General features: G+C 62.7%; 17 protein-coding genes. 10 read left to right on the top strand and 7 right to left on the bottom strand.

Translation table 11 applies throughout. From position 1 onward, the window contains the following. Positions 1-128: 128 nt before the first annotated feature. Genes PSV05_RS07345 through yeiP form a run of 3 tightly spaced genes read left to right on the top strand, consistent with a single transcriptional unit; the run spans position 129 to position 1,758 of the window. Positions 129-899, top strand: a complete 771-nt coding sequence (locus PSV05_RS07345; RefSeq protein WP_300063685.1) for an SDR family NAD(P)-dependent oxidoreductase — start codon at positions 129-131, stop codon at positions 897-899. Continuing rightward, a complete protein-coding gene (locus PSV05_RS07340; protein WP_300063683.1) occupies positions 896-1,195 on the top strand; it encodes a hypothetical protein in 300 nt (99 codons plus the stop codon). Before PSV05_RS07345 ends, PSV05_RS07340 begins: the two co-directional genes overlap by 4 nt. Then, positions 1,192-1,758: an elongation factor P-like protein YeiP gene (yeiP, locus tag PSV05_RS07335; protein ID WP_300063681.1), complete on the top strand. Its 567-nt coding sequence runs from the start codon at positions 1,192-1,194 to the stop codon at positions 1,756-1,758. The genes PSV05_RS07340 and yeiP overlap by 4 nt, the downstream gene beginning before the upstream one ends. 25 nt (positions 1,759-1,783) lie before the next feature. Here the strand turns inward: yeiP and PSV05_RS07330 are convergent, their stop codons facing one another. Continuing rightward, positions 1,784-3,166, bottom strand: coding sequence for an FAD-binding oxidoreductase (locus PSV05_RS07330; protein WP_300063679.1), 1,383 nt, complete (start codon positions 3,164-3,166; stop codon positions 1,784-1,786). 161 nt (positions 3,167-3,327) lie between these two features. On the opposite strand from PSV05_RS07330, the gene serA reads away from it, so the two are divergent. Continuing rightward, the gene (serA, locus tag PSV05_RS07325) at positions 3,328-4,563 is read left to right on the top strand and encodes a phosphoglycerate dehydrogenase (RefSeq protein WP_300063677.1); all 1,236 of its coding nucleotides are present in this window, start codon (positions 3,328-3,330) and stop codon (positions 4,561-4,563) included. Between the two features lie 33 nt (positions 4,564-4,596). On the opposite strand, the gene PSV05_RS07320 is transcribed toward serA, so the two are convergent. Further along, the gene (locus PSV05_RS07320) at positions 4,597-5,154 is read right to left on the bottom strand and encodes an NUDIX hydrolase (protein WP_300063675.1); all 558 of its coding nucleotides are present in this window, start codon (positions 5,152-5,154) and stop codon (positions 4,597-4,599) included. A 150-nt stretch (positions 5,155-5,304) separates the two neighbouring features. Here PSV05_RS07320 and PSV05_RS07315 point away from each other — a divergent pair, with 150 nt between their 5' ends. The 5 genes from PSV05_RS07315 to PSV05_RS07295 all read left to right on the top strand — a co-directional run bounded on the left by PSV05_RS07315 (position 5,305) and on the right by PSV05_RS07295 (position 10,118). Beyond that, on the top strand, positions 5,305-6,879 hold the full coding sequence (locus PSV05_RS07315) for an amino acid permease (RefSeq protein ID WP_300063673.1): 1,575 nt from the start codon (positions 5,305-5,307) through the stop codon (positions 6,877-6,879). Positions 6,880-6,977: 98 nt separating this feature from the next. Then, positions 6,978-7,610: a methylthioribulose 1-phosphate dehydratase gene (locus tag PSV05_RS07310; RefSeq protein ID WP_300063671.1), complete on the top strand. Its 633-nt coding sequence runs from the start codon at positions 6,978-6,980 to the stop codon at positions 7,608-7,610. Continuing rightward, positions 7,607-8,167 carry an acireductone dioxygenase gene (locus PSV05_RS07305; protein WP_300063669.1) on the top strand — a complete coding sequence of 187 codons (561 nt, stop codon included), beginning with the start codon at positions 7,607-7,609 and terminating at the stop codon, positions 8,165-8,167. The genes PSV05_RS07310 and PSV05_RS07305 overlap by 4 nt, the downstream gene beginning before the upstream one ends. Then, positions 8,164-8,856, top strand: coding sequence for an acireductone synthase (mtnC, locus tag PSV05_RS07300; protein ID WP_300063667.1), 693 nt, complete (start codon positions 8,164-8,166; stop codon positions 8,854-8,856). The genes PSV05_RS07305 and mtnC overlap by 4 nt, the downstream gene beginning before the upstream one ends. Beyond that, positions 8,856-10,118 (top strand): hypothetical protein, encoded by a 1,263-nt coding sequence (locus PSV05_RS07295; protein ID WP_300063665.1) that lies wholly within the window; start codon positions 8,856-8,858, stop codon positions 10,116-10,118. The genes mtnC and PSV05_RS07295 overlap by 1 nt, the downstream gene beginning before the upstream one ends. Positions 10,119-10,138: 20 nt before the next feature. Here the strand turns inward: PSV05_RS07295 and PSV05_RS07290 are convergent, their stop codons facing one another. Further along, positions 10,139-11,521 carry a calcineurin-like phosphoesterase C-terminal domain-containing protein gene (locus tag PSV05_RS07290; RefSeq protein ID WP_300063663.1) on the bottom strand — a complete coding sequence of 461 codons (1,383 nt, stop codon included), beginning with the start codon at positions 11,519-11,521 and terminating at the stop codon, positions 10,139-10,141. Positions 11,522-11,656: 135 nt separating this feature from the next. Between PSV05_RS07290 and PSV05_RS07285 the strand changes: the two genes are divergently transcribed. Further along, positions 11,657-13,447, top strand: a complete 1,791-nt coding sequence (locus PSV05_RS07285; RefSeq protein WP_300063660.1) for a diguanylate cyclase — start codon at positions 11,657-11,659, stop codon at positions 13,445-13,447. Between the two features lie 37 nt (positions 13,448-13,484). Here PSV05_RS07285 and hisIE read toward each other — a convergent pair whose 3' ends face one another. Genes hisIE through hisH form a run of 4 tightly spaced genes read right to left on the bottom strand, consistent with a single transcriptional unit; the run spans position 13,485 to position 16,224 of the window. After that, on the bottom strand, positions 13,485-14,087 hold the full coding sequence (gene hisIE, locus PSV05_RS07280) for a bifunctional phosphoribosyl-AMP cyclohydrolase/phosphoribosyl-ATP diphosphatase HisIE (protein WP_300063658.1): 603 nt from the start codon (positions 14,085-14,087) through the stop codon (positions 13,485-13,487). Next, complete coding sequence (hisF, locus tag PSV05_RS07275) at positions 14,084-14,854, bottom strand: imidazole glycerol phosphate synthase subunit HisF (RefSeq protein ID WP_300063656.1); 771 nt, start codon at positions 14,852-14,854, stop codon at positions 14,084-14,086. The genes hisIE and hisF overlap by 4 nt, the downstream gene beginning before the upstream one ends. Continuing rightward, a complete protein-coding gene (gene hisA, locus PSV05_RS07270; RefSeq protein WP_300063654.1) occupies positions 14,848-15,594 on the bottom strand; it encodes a 1-(5-phosphoribosyl)-5-[(5-phosphoribosylamino)methylideneamino]imidazole-4-carboxamide isomerase in 747 nt (248 codons plus the stop codon). Before hisA ends, hisF begins: the two co-directional genes overlap by 7 nt. 24 nt (positions 15,595-15,618) lie before the next feature. Further along, the gene (gene hisH / locus PSV05_RS07265; RefSeq protein WP_300065386.1) at positions 15,619-16,224 is read right to left on the bottom strand and encodes an imidazole glycerol phosphate synthase subunit HisH; all 606 of its coding nucleotides are present in this window, start codon (positions 16,222-16,224) and stop codon (positions 15,619-15,621) included.

The following is a 16,224-nucleotide window of genomic DNA, read 5'->3' as shown; positions in this document are numbered from 1 at the left end:
TCGAGCCCCGTAGCGAGCACGCGACGGTAGGCGCCGCGGCGGCTCTCGCGGAATTTGCAGCGCTGAGCTGTTGGAACACTCGCATCCGGTAAAATGCAGTATTCCCGTTTCCTTCCGCAGGATTGCCCATGCAACTCGCCAACGTCCGCGCCGTGATCACCGGTGGCGTCTCCGGCCTCGGCCTCGCTGTCGCCGAACACCTGGTCAAGCACGGTGGCAAGGTCGCCTTGTTCGACGTCAATGACGACAAGGGCGCCATCGCAGTCAGCGCACTCGGCGAAGCCAACGCCCGCTACTTCAAGACCGACGTCACCGATGAAGCCGGCGTGTCGGCCAATGTCGATGCCGCGCGCGAATTCCTGGGCGGCCTCAATGCCACCATCAACTGCGCCGGCATCCTTGGCGCAGGACGCATGCTCGGCCGCGAAGCACCGATGCCGCTGGCCAATTTCCAGACCACGGTCATGGTCAACCTGGTCGGCAGCTTCAACGTGGCCAAGGCCGCGGCCAACCTGATGCAGCACAACGAGGCGGGTATCGACGGCGAGCGCGGCGTAATCGTCAACACCGCATCGGTGGCCGCGTATGAAGGCCAGATCGGCCAGGCTGCGTATTCCGCATCCAAGGGTGGTGTGGTCGGCATGACCCTGCCGATGGCGCGCGAACTGGCCCGCTTCGGCATTCGCGTGATGACGATTGCGCCCGGTATTTTCTGGACGCCGATGGTCGATGGCATGCCCGATTCGGTGCAGGAATCGCTGGCGGCCTCGATCCCGTTCCCGTCGCGGCTCGGCCAACCGCCAGAGTTTGCCGACCTGGTCGCATATATCCTCGGCAACACCTATCTGAACGGCGAAACCATCCGCCTGGATGGCGCCACCCGGCTAGCGCCCAAGTGATCGATTACGGTTCGCGCACCGAACGATCAATCGCCAGGCGCTGGCCGGCGATTCGCGCCAAGGGCATGGCGCATTTCGTGCTGGTACGCGGCCTGTTGCTATGGGGCGGACTGATGTTCGCCTTCTCGATCGCCCTGACCTGGGCGAAGTTTGGCCCGCAGCATCCTCGCTTCGGCCTGTTGCTGGGCGTCGCTGCCGGCCTGTGCGCGGTTGGCGGCCTGGTCTGGGGCCTGCTCACCTGGACCATCAACGAACGCATTTTCCGCAACCTCAACCTGCACCGGAACTCCGCATGAAGGCTTACGACACCAAGAAAGGCAATGTGGTCGAACACAATGGCACCGTTTACCAGGTCCGCGACATCGAGCGCAGCTCGCCGCAGGGCCGTGGCGGCAACGTCAAGTTTCGTTTCACCATGTACAGCGTGCCGGGCGGCGTGAAATACGACCTCAGCCTGGGTGGCGACGACGACCTGAAGGAAGTCGAGCTGTCGCGCCGGCAGGTCACGTATTCCTATCGCGATGGCGATGCTTTCGTGTTCCTCGACGACGAGGACTACAGCCCGTACACGCTCGATGCAAACGTGATCGGCGACGCCGCCGGTTATATCGTCGAGAACCTCACCGGCTGCTTCGTGCAGATCATCGACGACCTGCCGGTGGCACTCCAATTGCCCTCCAGCGTGGTGATGGAAGTCATCGACACGCCACCGGAACTCAAGGGCGGCACCGCGACCAAGCGACCGAAGCCGGCCAAGCTGTCCACCGGCATCGAAATCCAGGTGCCGGAATACATCAGCAATGGCGAGAAGGTCTGGGTCAGCACTGCCACCGGCGAGTTCGGCGGTCGCGCGGACTGACGCCTGCCCGCGCGGCTGAGGCTGCTCAGTCGAACAGCTTGCCGGGATTCATGATGCCATTCGGATCCAGCACCGCCTTGATCCCGCGCATGACTGCGATTTCCGCTTCGCTGCGCGTGCTCGACAGGTAGGGTTTCTTGACCAGGCCGATGCCGTGCTCGGCAGAGATGCTGCCGCCATGTGCCTTGAGCACCTGCGCGAGCAGTTTGGTCACCCGCTCGCAATCCGCCACGAATGCGTCCTGCGCCATGTCATCCGGCTTGAGGATGTTGATGTGCAGGTTGCCGTCGCCAATGTGCCCGAACCAGACCACCTCGAAGTGCGGGTACTCGCTGGCCAGCAATTCCTGCGTCTCCGCCAGGAAGGCAGGCATCGCCGAGATCCGCACAGAGACATCATTCTTGTAAGGCACGTAGCGGGCCAGGCTTTCGGTAATACCTTCGCGCAGGTGCCAGAGCTGCGCTGCCTGTGAATCGCTCTGGCTGATCACGCCGTCAGCGACCAGCCCCTGCTCCAGGCAAGCCTCGAATGCCGCAAGTGCCTCGGCTTCGCTGGCCTCGTCACTGGCGAATTCGGTGACCACGTAAAAGGGATGCGTCTCAGCAAATGGCGGTTGTCCGCCCTGCGCCAGCACGTGCGCCAGCGCGCGATCAGTCAGGAATTCGAACGCCTGCAGTTGCAGGCGCTGGCGGAACGCCGCGAACACTTGCATCAGCGCATCGAACGACGGCAATGCCAGCAACATCACGTTGGTCGGTGGCGGCGGCTCGGTCAGCCTGAGGGTCGCTTCGACCACGATGCCCAGCGTGCCTTCCGAGGCGATTGCCAAGTGCCGAAGGTCGTAACCGCTGGAGTTCTTGACCAGGCTACGCCCAAGTTCCAGCAGTTCGCCGCGGCCGGTCACCAGCTTCAGGCCGGCGATCCACTCGCGGGTGTTGCCGTAACGCACGACCCGGATCCCGCCGGCATTGGTTGCGATGTTGCCGCCAATCGTGCACGAACCGCGTGCGGCGAAATCCACCGGATACTGCAACCCGTGTTCGCGCGCTGCTTCCTGCACGCGCTGCAGCGGGATCCCGGCTTCCACCGTCAGCGTGCGGTCCACGGCATCGAAGCCCAGCACCTTGGTCATGCGCTCCAGGCTGACCACAAGCTCGCCATTAGCCGCGACCGCGCCGCCGGACAGGCCAGTGCGCCCACCGGAAGGGACGATGGCGACTGCGTTCGCGTTGGCCCAGTGCACAATGGCCTGCACCTCTTCAACGCTGGCGGGCAAGGCGATCGCCAGCGGCGCAGGCGTCCAGCGTCGGGTCCAGTCGCGGCCGTAGTGCTCCAGGTCGGCCGGGGCGGTTTTCAGCCGCAACGCGGGCAGTGCAGTGGCGAGGGATTGCAGACGCGGGTCGGCCATGGCCTGCTCGATACGCTCCGTGCGGAGCTTTGGCGGAAACTAAGGGGTGACAACGGGAGGTCTCCAGCCTGCCAGCCGCCACCGCCCGCGTCCAGTGCGGCACTGCAGCAAACCACCGTTGGAACTGGCAAACTGGAACATCCACCGGCAATGACGACCTGATGAAGAAGACCTCGTACCCCAAGCAGGACATCAAGGTCCTGCTGCTCGAAGGCATCAGTTCCAACGCTATCGAGACGTTCCGCGCCGCCGGCTACAGCAACATCGTCAGCCATGCCAAGTCGCTGCCGGAAGCCGAGCTGCGCATTGCCATCGCCGATGCGCATTTCATCGGTATCCGCTCACGCACCCAGCTGACCGCCGGGGTGCTATCGGAAGCCAAGCGCCTGCTGGCGATCGGCTGTTTCTGCATCGGCACCAACCAAGTCGATCTGGAAGCGGCCGAACTAGCTGGCGTGCCGGTCTTCAACGCACCCTACTCCAATACCCGCAGCGTGGCGGAACTTGTCCTGGCCGAGGCAATCATGCTGCTGCGCGGGATCCCGCAGAAATCCGCGCAGTGTCATCGCGGCGGATGGAGCAAGTCCGCCACCGGCAGCCACGAGGCCCGCGGCAAGACCCTGGGCATCGTCGGTTACGGCCACATCGGTACCCAAGCCGGCGTGCTCGCCGAGTCGCTGGGCATGCAAGTGCTGTTCCATGACATCGAGACCAAGTTGTCGCTGGGCAATGCGCGTGCGGCGCGCGACCTGGATACGCTGCTTGAGGCGTCCGACGTGGTAACCCTGCACGTGCCGGAAACACCGGCCACGAAATGGATGATCGGTGCTCCGCAGATCGCGCGAATGAAGCTTGGCGCGCACCTGATCAACGCGTCGCGCGGCACGGTGGTGGATATCGTCGCACTCGCAGCGGCGCTCGCTACCGGGCATCTCGGCGGAGCGGCGGTCGATGTGTTCCCGGAAGAACCCAAGGGCAACGACGATCCGCTGCTATCGCCGCTGTGTGGCCTGGACAACGTGATCCTGACCCCGCACGTGGGTGGCAGCACGCTGGAGGCACAGGACAATATCGGGATCGAGGTCGCGGCCAAACTCGTCCGCTATAGCGACAACGGCAGCACGCTGTCGGCGGTGAACTTCCCCGAAGTCACCCTGCCCGAGCACGACGGCAGCCATCGCATCCTGCACATCCACCAGAACGTGCCCGGCGTGTTGTCGCGGGTCAACGAAATCTTCGGCCAGCGCGGCATCAACATCGATGGACAGTTCCTGCGCACTGACGCGAACGTCGGCTACGTTGTCATCGACATCAGCACCGGCGATGCGCAAGCCGCCGACCTGCGCGCCGACCTGGCCGCGATCCCGGGCACCCTGCGGACCCGCGTCCTGTACTGATCGGTCCGATGTGATCTTGCCTGCCGACCGGGTTCAGGCGTCCGCCTGTCGCGCCAGCCACTTCCCCGCCATCCGCCGTACCGACGCATCGGCCTCGGTGCTGTTGGCAAGCTCGGCAATGCCGCGCCAGGCCAGGTCATGCGATTCGTCGCTGACGACATACTTTTCGTTCACGCCAGCACGCACCACATAGCGCACGTCGTAATGCCAATGCTCGGCCACGCCCTTGTGTTCGGGGATGCGATGGCGGTCGAGATCGAAAATGCCGGGCTCGATGCGCAAGTCCGTCAGCCCGGATTCTTCTTCCGCTTCCTTCAGCGCCGCGACCTGCAGGTCGCGCTCGCCATCGGCATGGCCACCGAGTTGCAACCACATTCCGAGCTTGCGGTGATGAGTCAACAAGACGCGACCTCCATCATCACTGACCAGCCACACCGAGGCGGTGAAGTGACCCGCCAGCCGCTCACGCCGGAACGGGTTTTCGGCATCAACCAAAAGATGCTCGAACAATCCAACCGTCTCGCGCTCGAACGGCCATCGGCGCGCATAGGCGGACAAATCATTGGTGAAGGCTTGGTCGGTGTCAGGCATGTTGCATCGCATCATCGTCGGAAGCATTGATTATCGCCGCTGAATGGTCGTTTGGCGCTTGTGCATGACCCCGCCAGCCCGGTAAGGTCGGCGCCTTGCATCATGTGCACGATGACTCGTGCTCCGTCTGAATTGCCTGGGGAGAACACAATGCTTTTTTGGCGCGTCAAGCCGCTCGATCAGATTCTAGAAACTGCTGGAAGGAAGGCGCTGACCCGCCAGCTTGGCGCGTTCCAGCTGACCATGCTGGGTATCGGTGCGGTGATCGGCACCGGTATCTTCGTATTGACTGCCGAGGCAGGCCAGAAGGCTGGCCCGGCAATGATGGTGGCATTTGTCATTGCCGCGGTGGTTTGTGCCCTGGCCGCCCTGGCCTACGCGGAACTTGCGGCGATGATCCCGGTGTCGGGCTCGGCCTACACATATACCTACGGCGTGCTGGGCGAGGCCTTGGCCTGGATCGTGGGCTGGGCACTCGTCCTTGAATATGCAGTCGCGGCAGGTGCGGTATCGGTGGGCTGGTCCGGCTACATGAACGGGCTACTGAAGCACATAGACTTGTTCGGACTTGTCCAACCCGGCACGCTTGAGTTGCCGCGCTGGCTGCAGACCGGTCCGTATGACGGCGGCACCTTCAACATCCTGGCGTTCTCGATCGCGCTGCTGGTGACCTGGCTGCTGGTGCTCGGCACCTCCAAGTCGGCCAAGGTCAACGCGGTGCTGGTGTCGATCAAGATTGCTGCTCTGATCGCCTTCATCATCATCGCGCTGCCAGCGGTGAATAACCAGAATTTCGAACCGTTCTTCCCGACCGGCTGGGGCAGCCCGATGGGTGGCGTCGGGGTGCTGGGCGCGGCGGCATCGATCTTCTTCGCTTACGTCGGCTTCGATGCAGTGTCCACTGCATCGGAAGAAACCAAGAACCCAAACCGCAACATCCCGATCGGCCTGATCGGTTCGCTGGCGGTCTGCACCATCTTCTACCTGCTGGTGGGTTATGGTGCGGTGGGCGCGGCGGGTTCGGCACCGATGGTCGGCGCAGACGGTGTTGCGTTGTCGCCGGGCACGCCGGAAATGGCCGCCGCCTGCGCAATGGCATCACATGCCGATGCCCTGGTCTGCAGCAAGGAGCCGCTTGCGCACGTGATGCGCATGATTGGCTTCGGCAAGGTCGGCAACATGATTGGCCTCGCCGCGGCAGTGGCGCTGCCGTCGGTGGTGCTGATGATGATCTACGGCCAGACCCGCATCTTCTTCACGATGTCGCGTGATGGCCTGCTGCCCGAGAAGCTCTCGAAAATCCATCCGAAGTACCATACTCCGCACGTGATCACGATCATCACTGGCGTGTTCGTGGCGCTGTTCGGCGCGATGTTCCCGGTCGGGATCCTCGCGGACATCTCCAACTCGGGCACCCTGTTCGCCTTCATCATGGTGTCGGTCGGCGTGATGATCCTGCGCAAGCAACAGCCGAACCGGCATCGCCCGTTCCGTACGCCGCTGGTGTGGGTGGTCTGCCCGCTCGCGGTCGCCGGCTGCCTGCTGCTGTTCGTGAACCTGTCGGTGTACACGATTGGCCTGTTCTTCGGCTGGGCAGCCATCGGCCTGGTGGTGTATCGGCTGTATGGCTACAACCGCAGTGAGCTGGCGCCGGGCAACAATAAACACGGCGGCGGCCCCGGCATGGACCCGGAGCCCAAGTTCCACGAAGGGCCGCAAGCCTGATCCCTGCTACATGAAACCCCAGAAAGCCCGGCTCCGGCCGGGTTTTTTGTTGCCTGGCCATGCAGAAGGCAAACACCCGATTCGCTACACTGACGCGCATGAAAGATGCCTACGACGTGCAGCACCTGCGCCACCTGGCTGGCGAGATCATCACCAATGTGCGCGAGTTGTCGCGCGCCGGCCTGACACCTGCGACCAGCAGCAATTTCTCGCTGCGCCTGGACGAACGCCATGCGGCCATCACCGTCTCCGGACGCGACAAGGGCAAGCTGACCGAAGCCGACATCATGGTCGTGGATTTCCATGGTAATCCGGTCGGCAGTGAGCACTGCCCGTCTGCGGAAACCCTGCTGCATACCCACCTCTACCACCGCTTCCCGGAAATTGGTTGCGTGCTGCATACGCATTCGCAGGTGCAGACGATTGCATCACGCCTGTACGCATCCGATGGCCACATCCGGCTGGAAGGCTATGAGCTGCTCAAGGCATTCGCCGGCAACACCACCCACGAAGCCGCAATCGACGTGCCAGTTTTTGCCAACACCCAGGACATGGTGCAACTCGCCGCACAGGTTGACGAATCGCTCGACCGGCAAACCATGTGGGGCTACCTGATCGATGGCCACGGCCTGTACGCCTGGGGCCGCAACATGGGTGAAGCGCGCCGGCATCTGGAAGCATTCGAATTCCTGCTGTCCTGCGAACTGGAATTGCGCAGGTTGCAGCGATGAGCCGACTCAGGATCTTCGCGGACGATGCACCGGACGTGCCGCGCCTGGCGACCTCAGACGTGGCAGAACTCGCCGCTGAATTGGCCGTGATTGGCGTCGGCTTCGAACAATGGGACGCATCGCAACCCGTGCAACCAGGCGATGCGCCAGACACGATCATGGCCGCCTATCGCGCCGATATCGACCGTCTGGTCGAAGCCAATGGCTTCCGCAGCATCGACGTGGTCAGCATCTCCCCCGACAATGAGCAGTGCGAAGTGATGCGTGCAAAATTCCTCGAGGAACACTTCCACAAGGAAGACGAGGTGCGTTTCTTCGTCGCAGGCTCAGGCCTGTTCACCCTGCACGTTGACGACAAGGTCTTTGAGGTGTTGTGCGAAGCCGGCGACCTGATCGCGGTACCGGACCGCATGACCCACTGGTTCGACATGGGCCCGGAGCCGAGCTTCGTGGCGATTCGCTTTTTCACCGAAGCGGACGGCTGGGTCGGCCATTTCACCGGCACCGACATCGCCACGCGCTTTCCGCGCTATGAAGTGGGAGCCGCGCGCGCATGAAAACGACAATCCTGACTGATATTGAAGGAACCACGTCGTCGATTTCCTTCGTCAAGGACGTGCTGTTTCCGTACGCGCGCCGCGAACTGCCGCGCTTCGTTCGCGAACACGGCCATGAGCTCGAAGTACGCCACTGGCTGGACGTGGTCGCCACCGAACATGGCGCGATCTGCGACGACGCTGTCATCGCCGAAACCCTGCAGGGCTGGATCGACCAGGACCGCAAGCACACCGCGCTGAAGGCGCTGCAGGGCATGATCTGGAAGGCTGGCTACTGCAGCCGCGATTTCACCGCGCACATGTATCCCGATGTTGCACCGCAGTTGCGTGCATGGCACGAGGCCGGGCATCGGTTGGCGGTGTATTCCTCGGGCTCGGTTCCCGCGCAGAAACTGCTGTTCGGTAACTCCGATACCGGCGACCTGTCCGCACTGTTCAGCGCCTGGTTCGACACCGAAGTTGGCCACAAGCGCGACGCCGACAGCTACCGGCTGATCGCCGACGCACTCCATCGCAGCCCGGCCGACATCCTGTTCCTGTCCGACGTAGTCGCCGAACTGGATGCCGCGCGCGATGCCGGCATGCGCACAGTCCTGCTGGACCGCCACGAGGACTATCCCGAGCCGCGCACAGGCGACGATACGCATGGCCATATGCGAGTGGAGTCGTTCGCGGAGATCATCCCCTGATGCGTATACATCGGTGCAATACGATCCTCTTGATTGTTCCATTGGCCGCTGTGCTTGCCTGCGGCATGGCAGCAGCTTCAACGCCATCGTCATCGCCCCAGGCCAATGACGACAAGACATCGACGGCGGTCACTTACAAGCAAGGTTCATTGCGATCGCGCATAGCACTTGATGCCTATCTCATAGCCAACAAGGGGCATGCGACTCCATTCGACGCATTGCCGTCTATGGCGCGTCGTCGGTTCCTGGATAGCCTTGTCTTTGGACGCAACGGACTAGGCGGATTCGGGACCGCAGAATTGGAAACGGAACTCACCCGCGACGAAGTCATTAGGATATTGACGCTTTTTGATCTCTCGGAATATGCCTCGGGAGTGAAATCCCGGCATCCCGATGTGCCACCAGCTTGGCGAAAAAAGCAAGCGGATGCCGGCAAGGTGGAAACCGGTTTCGACGAGCTTTACCGCCTGAATCGACCCGATGCCAGCAATCGTCTGGAACTACGCCAACGCTTCAATGTGTTGTTCGCAGATCTGTTCCGTCAACCCGACATAATCAGGAATATACCAGAGCACGATTTGCTGTATTTGATGCGGTCGATTGAACTGACCGCGTCCGATTCACCAACACCGGAGACCATTAAGGACCTGCGTGCCGTTGTTGCAGCAATGAATGAATCTGGCATCGCACAGGCACAGGATTTTCGAAGCGTTTACGACGCGCTGCTGAGGTTGCATCGCTTCGATGAAGCCAAACGCTACGCGGTTGAACATCCCAATGCTGACCTGGCAGAGCTTCCCAGGATGGTGGATCCATTCCATGACAGCGCCCCACCTATCAGTGTCTGGCGTACGAGCAACGACAATACGAGCCTGGTGAGGACCGCACTTGATATCGGGCCGACGCAAATCCTGGTAACGGCCGGCTGCCACTTCTCCGAAGATGCTGCCGAAGATATCTCCAACGATCCCATGCTCGGTCCAGCATTCGCAGCACACGCACACTGGCTGTTGTTGCCACCGGGTCAGGAAGACCAGGATGCCGTGCGTGAATGGAACCAGCGTTTCCCAGCTGCCCAAGCAATGCAGATCTATGATCGGAAAGAATGGACACTGCTGCCCCCAGGCTGGGCCATGCCGACCTTCCTGGTCGTACGCAACGGCAAAGTGCTGGAGCGCATCACAGGCTGGCCACGCAAGCCTGCAGCCAATCGTCAATTGCTGATCGATGCACTCAAGCGCGCAGACCTGCTGAAACCATAGAAGTATCTTTCAAGTGCGCCTCAAGGTGCCGCATCCTCTAGCCGATAGCTCGTGGTCGCGCGCAATTCGCCGCGCCAGCGATCAAACGTGCGCACTTCTATCTTGTGTTCGCCAACAGCCAGCGTGGTCGGCAAGGCGGCTCGCCAGAGATGGCGTGATGGCTCGGCTTCGGGCGAGCGATCGTAGCCACGCAAGGCATCCGCCGCGTCATCACGCATGTTTTCTGCCAGCAATGCCGGATCCGGCTGCAGCAGCTTGCGCATCGGCGCCCAGTCGCCGCCGTCGACGCGGTACTCGACGCGGCTGTCGTCCATGCCCATGTAGACATTCGCGTACACGCCCCAGGCCGGGTACGCGCCGCGTCGCAATACTTTTGGTGCATGCAGTCCGATCTGGGTATCGGCGACGTCGCGTGCGTTATGCCAGGCCAGCGCATACGTGCCGCCTGCCTGCACGGTCAACACCGCGTAACCGTTCGGGGTGCCATCGGCCATGGTCGCATCGGGAATGCCGTCGCTATCCTTGATGCCGGACCAGTAGGCGCCACAGGCGGCACCAATGTTGTATTCGTGCAGTGGTTGCGCGCCGTTCCAGCCGTCGCCGGCATCGTGGAAGACATGTTGTTGCGAGTGGCTGTGCGCACTCAGCACCAGCAAGTGCGGGAAGTCGCGCAGCAGTTCGAACAGGTGCGCGCGGTCGGCGTCGCGGAAACTGTCCTTGCTCTCTTCCTCGAACAACGGGATATGCACCGCCAGCACCAGCAGCCGATCCTTGCGCAGGGTCGGCAGATAGGCTTCGAGGAAGGCGAACTGATCCTTGCGGAAGCCACCGATGTAGGCCGGCTTGCGGCCCGGCAGCGCGATCACATCATCAAGCGCGATGAATGTGGCCAGTGTGGTTTCACGGGCATGGGTATCAGCACCGAACGCCTGATGGAAACTGCGTAGCGAATCCGCATCGCCGGTCGCATCCGCATCGATATCGTGGTTGCCTGGCAGGTACATCCACGGCAGGCCGAGTTCCGCTGTCGCGGCCTTCACCAGCGGATACACGGCAGGCGCATCGCTGACGATGTCGCCCAGCGAGAGCCCCAGTGCGGCCTGCTGGCGTCCGCGCAATGGCTCGACGATGTCGCGCCGGAAATAGTCGGCATCCACCGCTGACTTGGGCTGTGGGTCGCCGAACACCAGTACTTCCAGCGGCGTATCGGGCGCAGGAGCTGCAGGCTGCGGAATGTAGCGGATGCAGGCGGTCGATGTCCGCACCACGGTGGTACGCGACTGCGCATTGCCGGACTCGACCACGACCGGCGTACATTCGGCCACGCGCGCCTGCGCGCTGCCCGCCATTACGAGCATCACAACCGACATGCAACCAGGAATCAACGCGACCATCGTGCGCATGGGCACCTCCAGCCCCGATTATGCCGCGCCAACCCAACCTTGGGATTTCCACTAGAATCCTGCAAGGCAGGGGAGCCTGAAGGCAGGCCGCGATTGCGCGATGTGATTCGTAAGATTCATCGATGCTGGCTCGGGATGGCGATGCTCCTGCTCGCCACCAGCGGCATTGTGCGCGCCGGGCAACCACTGGCCCTGGATACCAGCATGACATCCGTGCCGCTCAGCCAGAGCATCACGTATCGTCATGACGCACTCGCCAGCGACGGTGCCAGTGAAGCCTTCCAGCGCGCGCAGGAGGGGCAGTACGCGCCGCTACCCGACGGCAACCCGAGCCTCGGGTTCCAGGAAGGCGCCTACTGGTTCCACGTGACGGTAGTGAACCGCAACCCGGAAGAGCCGCGCTGGGTGCTGGTGCAGGAATACGCGCTCAGCGACAACCTGGACCTGTACCTGCGCTACCCGGACGGCCGCGTGGTGCACCAGAGCAGCGGCGACCACGTGCCATTCGGAACGCGATACATCCGCTATCGCCATCCCAATTTCCGCATCGATCTGCCACTGGGCCAACCGGTAGAACTGTTGCTGCGGGTGCAGAGCCAGAGCTCGATGCAGGTACCGCTGGTGCTGTACACGCCGGGTGCGTTCGCCGAACTGTTGCGCGACGCGCAATTTTCCACCGGCCTGTACTACGGCATCGTGCTCGCGCTGTTGATCTACAACCTGGTGCTGTGGTTGATGCTGCGCGATTCCAGTTACTTCTGGTACCTGTTGCACGTCAGCGCATTCGGCCTTGTGCTGTTCACGCTCAATGGCTACGGCTTCGAATATCTCTGGCCGGAGTGGCCATGGATGGCTGATGCCTCGGTACCCCTGTCGATCTGCCTGGCATTGATCGGCATGCAACTGTTCTCGCGAAGTTTCCTGGAACTGCAGGAACGCTGGCCGGTCGGCAATGCGATCAGCCTTGGCATCAGCGCGTTCTTCGGAGTGTTGGCCATCGTCTCGACCCAGGTCGAGTACCACGTGGTTACCCCACTCGCCTCGAAGACGGTGTTGCTCGGCCTGGCATGGATCATTGTTGCCGCCATCGTCATGCTGCGGCGTGGGTACAAGCCGGCACGGCTGTTCCTGCTCGCATGGGCGTTGTTCCTGGTCGGGACCGCGATGTTCACCCTGCTCGCGTTCGGCCTGGTGCCGCGTAATTTCTGGACCTTGAATGGCGTGCAGATCGGTTCAGCCATGGAAATGCTGCTGCTCTCGCTGGCGCTGGGATCACGCTATGCCGGCCTGCGCGTGGAGAACATCCGGATCGTGCAGCAAGCCAACGAACAACTGGAACGCAGCGTGATAGATCGTACCAAGCAGCTGCGCACCACGATGGCGCAACTGGGCGAGGCCAACGTGCAACTGCGCGAATACAGCCAGCGCGATCCGTTGACCGGGGTCTACAACCGTGGTCATTTCCACGAAGCCTTCAAGCAAGCGCTGGACGCGCGCCTGTATGACGGCAAGCCTCTGGCCCTGCTGTTGCTGGACCTGGATCATTTCAAGCAGATCAACGATACCTACGGGCACCTCGCCGGGGATGATTGCCTGCGGCATGCGGCGCGCTGCGTGGAAAGTGTCGTCAACGCACGTGGCGGCCTGGTCGCACGCTTCGGCGGTGAGGAATTTGTTGCGGTACTGCCCGCCACCGATGCGAAGGCTGCGCTAAAGGTTGCCGAAGCCGTACGCCAGCGCATCCAGCAAGCGCCGGTCGCAACCCGCAACCACAGTATCCGCATGAGTGCCAGCATCGGCGTGCATACAGTTGATGTCAGCCGCGAGACGGTTCCGGAAGAGGTGATCCGCATCGCCGACGAAGCCCTGTACCGGGCCAAGGACGATGGCCGCAACTGCGTGCGGCATTCGGTCACTGTCGCCTGATTCCAGGCCTCATGCCCGCCTCCTTGACGCAAGCACGCTAGCTTTCGCGCGCCTTCAGCATCGCTTTTGCGTCCGCCAGCGACAGCCCGCGGGCACGCAGCAACACCATCAGGTGATAGAGCAGGTCCGCAGCTTCGCCAAGCAAGGCGGCATCGTCCTGCACCACGGCGGCAAGTGCAGTTTCCACGCCCTCCTCACCGACCTTCTGGGCAATCCGGCGCACGCCGGCCTCGAACAAAGTCGTGGTGTAGCTGCCAGCGGGACGCTCGCGTTCGCGCTCGGCAATGCGCATATCCAACGCCGACAACACGTCATGCGGTGCGTTGGGGAAGCAACTCGTACTGCCGAGATGGCAAGTCGGGCCAGCGGGCTCAGCCATCACCAGCAGCGTGTCCTGGTCGCAATCGGCCTCGATCGAAACCAGCCGCAACACGTTGCCGCTCTGCTCGCCCTTGCGCCACAGTTGCTGACGGCTACGGCTGAAGAAGGTGACTTCGCCACATTCAATGGTCGCCAGCAATGCCGCGCGGTCCATGTAGCCCAGCATCAAGACACGCAGCGTGCTGGCGTCCTGGACGATGGCCGGCAGCAGGCCATCCTGTTTGCCCCATGCCAATTCATCGACCCATTTATTGCTCACAGGCGCACCTCGATGCCAGCATCGCGCAGGCCTTGCTTGAGATCGGAAATGGCCAGCACGCCCGAATGAAACACGCTGGCTGCGAGCGCCGCATCGACATCGGCATCGCGGAATACGTCAATGAAATGTTGCGCAATACCAGCACCACCAGACGCCACCAGCGGCACATGGCAGATGTCGCGCACCTCACGCAACTGGTCGATGTCATAACCGCTGCGCACGCCGTCGCTGTCCATGCAATTGAGCACGATCTCGCCGGCACCGCGCGACTGCGCCTCGCTGATCCAGTCCAGCGTACGCTTGCCGGGCGCACGCATGTTTTCAGGATCTCCCGTATGGCTGCGCACGCGCCATTGCCCGTCAGCTTCACGCTGCGTATCAATGCCGACCACCACGCATTGCACGCCGAAGGCCTCGGCAAGTTCTTCGATCAGCACCGGCCGTTCCAGCGCAGGCGAGTTGATCGAAATCTTGTCCGCCCCGGCATGCAGCACCGCACGCGCATCCGCCACGCTGCGAATGCCGCCCGCTACGCAGAACGGGATGTCCAGTACCCGAGCGACCTGCTCCACCCAATCACGATCAACGCTGCGGCCTTGCGGACTGGCGGTGATGTCGTAAAATACCAGTTCATCTGCGCCTTCATCGCGATAACCACGTGCCAGCGTCAGGATGTCGCCCATGTCGATGTGGTCGCGGAAACGCACGCCCTTGACCACGCGTCCATCGCGCACATCCAGGCACGGAATGATGCGACGACTCAACATGACGCGACTCCGTCAAGCGCTTCGGTCACTGTGAAGCGAGCATCCAGCAGCGCCTTGCCCAGCACCACGCCTGCACAACCCAGTGTTGTCGCCTTGCGGATGTCGTCCACGCTGCGGATGCCGCCAGACGCCTGCAACTGCACCTGCGGCGCACGCGCCAACAGTTGTCCATACAGCTCCAGCGCAGGCCCAGCCAACATGCCGTCGCGGGCGATGTCGGTGCACAGCACGTGGCGCGCACCGGCATGCAGATACTCGTCCAGCAGCGTGAACAAACTTGTACCGCTGGCACGGGTCCATCCGTGTGACGGCAGCTGCCATTCGCCATCCGGATTGCAGCTTGCATCCAGCGCCACCGTGACGCGCTCGGCGCCGTAGCGTGCAAGCCAGCCTTTCACGCGCTCAGGCTCGCGGATCGCCAGCGACCCGACCACCACCCGATCCGCACCCGCCGCGAACAACGCATCGACGCCGGTTTCGTCGCGAATGCCGCCGCCGGTTTGTACGCTCATTGAGGTCGCGGTCTTGATCCGCGAAAGCAGGTCGAGTTGCGCATAACCGCCGTCACGCGCCGCATCCAGGTCGACCAGGTGCAGCCAGGTCGCGCCCTGCGCGGCATAGCGGGACGCAAGTTCGAAAGGATCATCGGCATAGCGCGTCTCACGCGCGTAGTCGCCCTGTTGCAGGCGGACCACGCGCCCGTCGCGCACGTCGATGGCCGGATAAAGGACGGCAGTCATGCGTCGGTGCTCATGGAAGGCGACTCATTCGGGATTCCAGCGCAGGAAATTGGAGAGCAGCGTCGAACCGACATCGGCCGAGCGCTCCGGGTGAAACTGCATGCCGGCGATGCGACCACGCTGCACGCAGGCGGCAAACGGATCGCCATGTGTGCAGCTCGCGATGCAGTCATCAGTGACCGGCGTAGCATAGCCATGCACGAAATAGGCATGCGCAGGCATGGCGATGCCATCCAGCAATGCGGATTCTCGAATAATTTCCAGCGTATTCCAGCCCATGTGCGGCACCCGCAGACCGGCGCTGCCCTGCATCCGGCGCACCGTACCTGGCAGCAAGCCGAGGCAGGCGACATCGCCCTCCTCGCTCGCGTCAAACAGCAGTTGCATGCCAAGGCAGATTCCGAGCAATGGCGCATCCAGTGCACGCAAGGCGACATCCAGCCCGCGCTCGCGCAGGAGTGCCATCGCTGGTGCCGCCGCACCGACCCCTGGCAGGATCACCCGCTGCGCGCCGTGCAGGCCATTAGCATCACGCACGATGCGTGCGTCCACGCCGAGCCGCTCCAGCGCATACCGCACCGAGCCGAGGTTGGCGCCGCCGGCATCGATCAAGGCAACATCGTTCGCGAT

It is taken from the genome of Thermomonas sp. (assembly GCF_029945965.1).
GTDB lineage: Bacteria > Pseudomonadota > Gammaproteobacteria > Xanthomonadales > Xanthomonadaceae > Thermomonas.
This window is presented reverse-complemented; position numbering and strand designations above follow the sequence as displayed.